Genomic DNA, 5,710 nt, shown 5'->3' with positions numbered 1-5,710 from the left:
CCGACCGTTGCCCCTAGTCTTCCCGCAAGCGGGAGGACGGGGAATGAAGACGATTCTGGTCGCCAACCGGAAGGGCGGCTGCGGCAAGACGATCGTCGCGCTCACGCTCGCCGCGGCGCTCGCCGGCCGCGGCCAGCGCGTGGCGCTCGCCGACGCCGATCGCCAGAAGTCCGCCTCGCGCTGGCTGAAGCAGCGTCCCGGGTCTGCCGCGCCGATCCTGGCGGTGGACTGGACCGACGCCGGCGATTTCGGCGAGGCGCCGAAGAAGCTCGACTGGCTGGTGATCGACGCGCCCGGCGCGCTGCGCGGCGAGCGGGCGACGCGGCTGGTGGCCGAGGCCGAGGCGGTGATGACACCGATCCTGCCCTCCTGGTTCGACGTCGATTCCTCGGCCCGCTTCCTGAAGGAGATCGAGGAGCTGAAGCGGGTGCGCAAGGGGAAGGTCGGCGTGCATCTGATCGCGAACCGGGTGCGGCCGGGGCGGGCCGCGGCGCGGCTCGAGGCCTTCTTCCGCGACCTCGGGCAGCAGCCGCTCGCCCGGATCGCCGATCGCGCGGCCTATGCCGAGCTGGCCGAGCAGGGGCTTTCGATCTTCGACCGGCCGCAGCGGGCCTATGCGCCGATCCGCGCGCAATGGGCGCCGGTGCTGGCGGCGCTTGACTGAGGGAGAGACGATGGACCTGGGAATTCGCGGGCGGACGGCGATCGTCTGCGCAAGCTCGAAGGGGCTCGGGCGCGGCTGCGCCGAGGCGCTGGCCGGCGAGGGGGCGAACCTCGTCCTCAACGCCCGCGGCGCCGCGGCGCTCGAGGAGACGGCGGCGGCGATCCGCGCGCGCCACGGGGTGACGGTGACGGCGGTGCCCGGCGACATCACCAGCCCCGAGGGGCGCGCGGCGGTGCTGGCGGCGGCGCCCGAGGCCGACATCCTCGTCACCAACGCCGGCGGCCCGCCGCCCGGCGTCTGGTCGGACTGGAGCCGCGAGGACTTCCTCAAGGCGATCGACGCCAACATGCTGACGCCGATCGCCCTCATGCAGGCGGTGCTGCCCGGGATGATCGCGCGCCGCTGGGGGCGGGTCGTCAACATCACCTCCGGGGCGGTGAAGTCGCCGATCCCCGCCCTCGGCCTCTCGAACACCGCCCGGGCCGGCCTGACCGGCTTCGTCGCCGGCACGAGCCGCCAGGTGGCCGAGCACGGGGTGGCGATCAACAACCTCCTGCCCGGCATCCACGACACCGACCGCGCCACCGCGCTCGACGGCGGGGTGATGCAGGCGCAGGGCATCAGCCGGGACGAGGCGCGCGCCCGGCGGCAGGCGACCATCCCCGCCCGGCGCTACGGCACGCCGGCCGAGTTCGGCGCCGCCTGCGCCTTCCTCTGCTCGGTGCATGCCGGCTTCATCGTCGGCCAGAACATCGTGCTCGACGGGGGCGCCAACAACCAGACCCTCTAGCCCCGCTTGCCAGCCGGCCCGCGGATTGCTATCTGCCGCAAACCCGATGGATTTGGTCGGACAATGGGGGCGCCGGTGGAGGATCTCCGTCCGGAAGCGGACGACGCCCGGCTGCGGTTGAACGGGATCCGCCACGGCTACGGCGGGGCCCGCGTCCTCGATTCCGTGTCGCTCGACCTGCGCGCCGGCGAGGTCACCTGCCTGCTCGGCCCCTCGGGCTGCGGCAAGTCGACCCTGCTGCGCATCGCCGCCGGCGTCGAGCGCCAGGACGCCGGCCGGGTCGAGGTCGGCGGCCGCCCGGTCTCGGACGGCGCCCGGCACCTGCCGCCCGAGGCGCGCGGCGTCGGCCTCATGTTCCAGGACTTCGCGCTCTTCCCCCACCTCAGCGTCGAGCGCAACGTCGGCTTCGGCCTGACCGGCCCGCCGGCCGGCCGCGCCCGGCGGGTGCAGCAGATGCTCGCCCGCGTCGGCCTCTCCCGCCACGCCGGCAAGTACCCCCACCAGCTCTCGGGCGGCGAGCAGCAGCGGGTGGCGCTGGCGCGCGCGCTGGCGCCGCGGCCGCCGATCCTGCTGATGGACGAGCCCTTCTCCGGCCTCGACGAGCGGCTGCGCGACGGCATCCGCGACGAGACCCTCGCGATCCTCAAGGAGGAGGGGGCGGCCGTCCTGCTCGTCACCCACGAGCCCGACGAGGCGATGCGCATGGCCGACGAGATCGCGCTGATGCGCGAGGGCCGCCTCGTCCAGCAGGGCCGGCCCTACGTCATCTACAACAACCCCGTCGACCGCGCGGCGGCCGAATTCTTCTCCGAGGTCAACGTGATCCGCGCCACCGTCGCCGCCACCGTCGCCGGCGCCGCCGCCGGCACGCCGTTCGGCCGCTTCGACACCCCCGACCTCGGCGAGGGCGCCGAGGTCGAGATCGTCGTCCGCCCCCACCACCTCAGGCTCGACCTCGACCGCAACGGCCGCGGCCCCGCACCCAGCGCCGCGAACGGCGCCGCCGCCCTCGGCCGGGTGCGGCGGGCCCGCTTCGTCGGCAGCGAGAGCGTCGTCGAACTCGCCCTCGACCAGGACGGCACGCTGCTGAAGGCGACGGTCCCCGGCGTCTTCCTGCCGCGCCCCGGCACCTCGCTCTGGCTCTCGCTGCGGCGGGACCGCTGCTTCGTCTTCCCCGCCCCCCGCCACTGACTCTCCGCCGCTGCCCCCCCGCCGTTGCCCCCCGTGTTGACCATCCAGTGAATATCGACGCCCGCGGCCCGTTTGGGGTTTGATTGCGCCCCCTCGAGGCCATATTAGGGGCGTGGACTGACGGCGCGGCCGCCGGTCCGGCTAGGGAGACGACGATATGCTGAACAACATCGGCCCGGCGGGCCTCCTGCTCATCGCGATCGTGGTGCTGGTCCTCTTCGGCCGCGGCAAGGTGGCGGGCCTCATGGGCGAGGTCGGCAAGGGGATCACCAGCTTCAAGCGCGGCCTCAACGAAGGCAAGCAGGAGATCGAGAACGCCGCGGCGGACAACGCCCGCGATGTGACGCCCGAGAAGGAAAAAGTCTGAGCCATCCATGTTTGACATCGGCTGGGGCGAGCTCTTCCTGATCGGTGTCGTGGCGCTGATCGTGGTGGGTCCGAAGGACCTGCCCGCCCTCTTCCGGACGCTCGGCAACTTCACCGGCAAGGCGCGCGCCATGGCCCGCGACTTCCAGCGCTCGCTCGAGCAGGCCGCCAACGAGGCCGGCATGAGCGAGATGCAGAAGAGCCTCAAGTCGCTCGACCAGAGCCTCAACGCCGCCACCGACAGCGCCCGCAAGTTCGCCCGCCAGCCGGTGCGCACCGCCCTCGAGGAGACGGTGATGAAGCCCGCCGAGACGAAGCCCGCGCCCGAGACGCAGCCCGAGACGAAGGCCGAGACGAAGGCCGAGACGCAGCCTTCGCCGTCGCCCGGGCCCGAGCTGGCGCCGGCCGCGCCGGCCAGCGACGAGGAGCACGCGTCCGGGCGATGAAGGACGGCGACAAGGACATCGACGACTCGACGGCGCCGCTGATCGAGCATCTCGCCGAGCTTCGCACCCGGCTGATCAACTGCCTTGTCGCCTTCTGCATCGCCATGGTCGCGGCCTTCGCGGTCGCCGGCCCGATCTTCAACTTCCTCGCCGCCCCGCTGGTGAAGCTCCTCGTCGAGCACGGGCAGAAGCCGGAGATGATCTACACCGGCCTGCAGCAGGGCTTCTTCACCTACGTGCGCATCTCGATCTTCGGCGGCTTCGTCCTCTCCTTCCCGGTCATCAGCTACCAGCTCTGGCGCTTCGTCGCCCCCGGCCTCTACCGCCAGGAGAAGCGGGCCTTCCTGCCCTTCCTGATCGCCTCGCCGATCCTCTTCCTGCTCGGCTGCGCCTTCGCCTTCTACGTGCTGCTGCCGCTCGTCTACGACTTCTTCCTCGGCTTCCAGCAGTTCGGCGCCGCGCCGGCCACCGACCCGACCCAGGACGTCAGCATCCAGTACCTCGGGACGATCAACGAGTATCTCTCGCTGACCATGAAGTTCATGGTCGCCTTCGGCATCTGCTTCCAGCTGCCGGTGGCGCTGACGCTGATGGGGATCGCCGGGCTGGTGACCGCGAAGGGCCTCTCGAAGTTCCGCCGCTACGCGCTCGTCCTCATGCTCGTCGTCGCCGCCTTCGTGACGCCGGGGCCGGACGTGATGTCCCAGCTCATCCTCTTCGCCGCCATCTACCCGCTCTACGAGATCTCGATCCTGCTCGTGCGCTTCTTCGAGCGCAAGCGCGAGGCCGAGCTGCGCGCCCAGGGCCTCTGGGACGAGGAGGCGGCGAAGGAATCGTGAGTGACGAGACGGCGCTCGCCCGCATCGCCGCGGCGCTCGAGCGGCTGAGCCCGCCGCCGCAGCCGGCGCCGGACTTCTCCGCCGCCGAGGCCTTCGTCTGGGCCACCGGCCCCGACCGGCTCGAGCCGGTGCCGCAGGTGTCGCGGGTGCCGATCGGGCTCCTCGTCGGCATCGACCGCTCGCGCGACACCCTGCTCGCCAACACCCGCCAGTTCGCCCGGGGTTTCCCGGCCAACAACGTGCTGCTCTGGGGCGCGCGCGGCATGGGCAAGTCGAGCCTCGTCAAGGCGGTGCACGCCGAGGCCGCCGCCGAGACGCCGGGGCTGAAGCTCATCGAGCTCCACCGCGAGGACCTGCCCTCGATCGGCCGGCTCCTCCTCGTGCTGCGCGCCTCGGCCTGCCGCTTCATGCTCTTCTGCGACGATCTCTCCTTCGACAAGGACGACAGCCACTACAAGTCGCTGAAGGCCGTCCTCGACGGCGGCATCGAGGGCCGCCCGGACAATGTCGTGCTCTACGCCACCTCGAACCGCCGCCACCTGATGCCGCGCGAGATGATCGAGAACGAGCGGCAGAGCGCGATCAACCCGACCGAGGCCACCGAGGAGAAGGTCTCCCTCTCCGACCGCTTCGGCCTCTGGCTCGGCTTCCACGCCTGCAACCAGGACGATTTCTTCGCCATGATCCGCGGCTATTGCCACGCCTTCGGCATCGCCATCCCCGACGCCGATCTGCGCGCCGAGGCGATCGAATGGAGCCAGACCCGCGGCGGCCGCTCCGGCCGCGTCGCCTGGCAGTATGTCACCGACCTCGCCGGCCGGCGCGGCGTGCGGCTGCAGGCGGGATAGCCCGCTTCCCCGGCCGCTACTTCCCCTCCACCAGCCGCTCGATCGTCCCGAGGGCGACGAACATCGCGCTCGGGTCTCCCGCCACCGGCAGGAAGCCGAGCTCGCGGAACCAGCCGCCGGCCGGCTCCGGCGCGTCGACCAGCAGCGCGGCCAGCGGCACGCGCCGCGACGCCGCGTAGGTCCGCGCGAAGGCGTCGACGACGAGCCCGCTGCCGATGCCCGGCAGGTCGACCGCGAGCCGTCCCAGCTTCAGGATCGGCAGCGCCCGCCCCGGCGGCCCGTGCCAGTCGCGCACCGACCCCGGCGCCAGCGTGTAGAAGCCGCGCACCCGCCCGCCCTCGTGCACGACGAAGGTTCCCGCGTGCGGCGCCTGCCGCAGCCAGGCGTCGAGGGCCGACACGCCGCAGGCGAAGGCGGCCGCGTCGTGCGCCGCCCCGAGCGGCTCGGGCGGCGCTAGCGCTTCCACGGCAGGGCGCGGACCGCGCGCCGCGCCGGGGCCGGCGGATCGTCCAGGATGTCGCGTAACGCCCGCATCGCCTCGTCGTCCCAGGCCGGATGCACCCGGT

At 72.5% G+C, this 5,710-nt stretch carries 8 protein-coding genes; 7 read left to right on the top strand and 1 reads right to left on the bottom strand.

The window, feature by feature from the left end:
* The first annotated feature begins 43 nt into the window (after nucleotides 1-43).
* The 7 genes from Q0112_RS12305 to Q0112_RS12275 all read left to right on the top strand — a co-directional run bounded on the left by Q0112_RS12305 (nucleotide 44) and on the right by Q0112_RS12275 (nucleotide 5,144).
* A complete protein-coding gene (locus Q0112_RS12305; RefSeq protein WP_297975753.1) occupies nucleotides 44-664 on the top strand; it encodes a ParA family protein in 621 nt (206 codons plus the stop codon).
* Nucleotides 665-674: 10 nt separating this feature from the next.
* Nucleotides 675-1,454 carry an SDR family oxidoreductase gene (locus tag Q0112_RS12300; protein WP_297975751.1) on the top strand — a complete coding sequence of 260 codons (780 nt, stop codon included), beginning with the start codon at nucleotides 675-677 and terminating at the stop codon, nucleotides 1,452-1,454.
* A gap of 111 nt (nucleotides 1,455-1,565) precedes the next feature.
* Nucleotides 1,566-2,645, top strand: a complete 1,080-nt coding sequence (locus tag Q0112_RS12295) for an ABC transporter ATP-binding protein (RefSeq protein WP_297975755.1) — start codon at nucleotides 1,566-1,568, stop codon at nucleotides 2,643-2,645.
* A 157-nt stretch (nucleotides 2,646-2,802) separates the two neighbouring features.
* On the top strand, nucleotides 2,803-3,012 hold the full coding sequence (locus Q0112_RS12290; protein ID WP_297975749.1) for a twin-arginine translocase TatA/TatE family subunit: 210 nt from the start codon (nucleotides 2,803-2,805) through the stop codon (nucleotides 3,010-3,012).
* Nucleotides 3,013-3,019: 7 nt separating this feature from the next.
* Nucleotides 3,020-3,457, top strand: coding sequence for a Sec-independent protein translocase protein TatB (gene tatB, locus Q0112_RS12285; protein ID WP_297975748.1), 438 nt, complete (start codon nucleotides 3,020-3,022; stop codon nucleotides 3,455-3,457).
* A complete protein-coding gene (gene tatC, locus Q0112_RS12280) occupies nucleotides 3,454-4,296 on the top strand; it encodes a twin-arginine translocase subunit TatC (RefSeq protein WP_297975746.1) in 843 nt (280 codons plus the stop codon). The genes tatB and tatC overlap by 4 nt, the downstream gene beginning before the upstream one ends.
* Complete coding sequence (locus Q0112_RS12275; RefSeq protein ID WP_297975745.1) at nucleotides 4,293-5,144, top strand: ATP-binding protein; 852 nt, start codon at nucleotides 4,293-4,295, stop codon at nucleotides 5,142-5,144. The genes tatC and Q0112_RS12275 overlap by 4 nt, the downstream gene beginning before the upstream one ends.
* 16 nt (nucleotides 5,145-5,160) lie before the next feature.
* Here Q0112_RS12275 and Q0112_RS12270 read toward each other — a convergent pair whose 3' ends face one another.
* Entirely contained in the window at nucleotides 5,161-5,610 is a 450-nt protein-coding gene (locus Q0112_RS12270; RefSeq protein WP_297975743.1) for a hypothetical protein, read from the bottom strand.
* Nucleotides 5,611-5,710 lie beyond the last annotated feature (100 nt).

It is taken from the genome of uncultured Amaricoccus sp. (assembly GCF_937858865.1).
Taxonomy (GTDB): Bacteria; Pseudomonadota; Alphaproteobacteria; order Rhodobacterales; family Rhodobacteraceae; genus Amaricoccus.
Note: the sequence above shows the minus strand (reverse complement) of the source record. Positions and strands in the feature narration are given on the sequence as shown.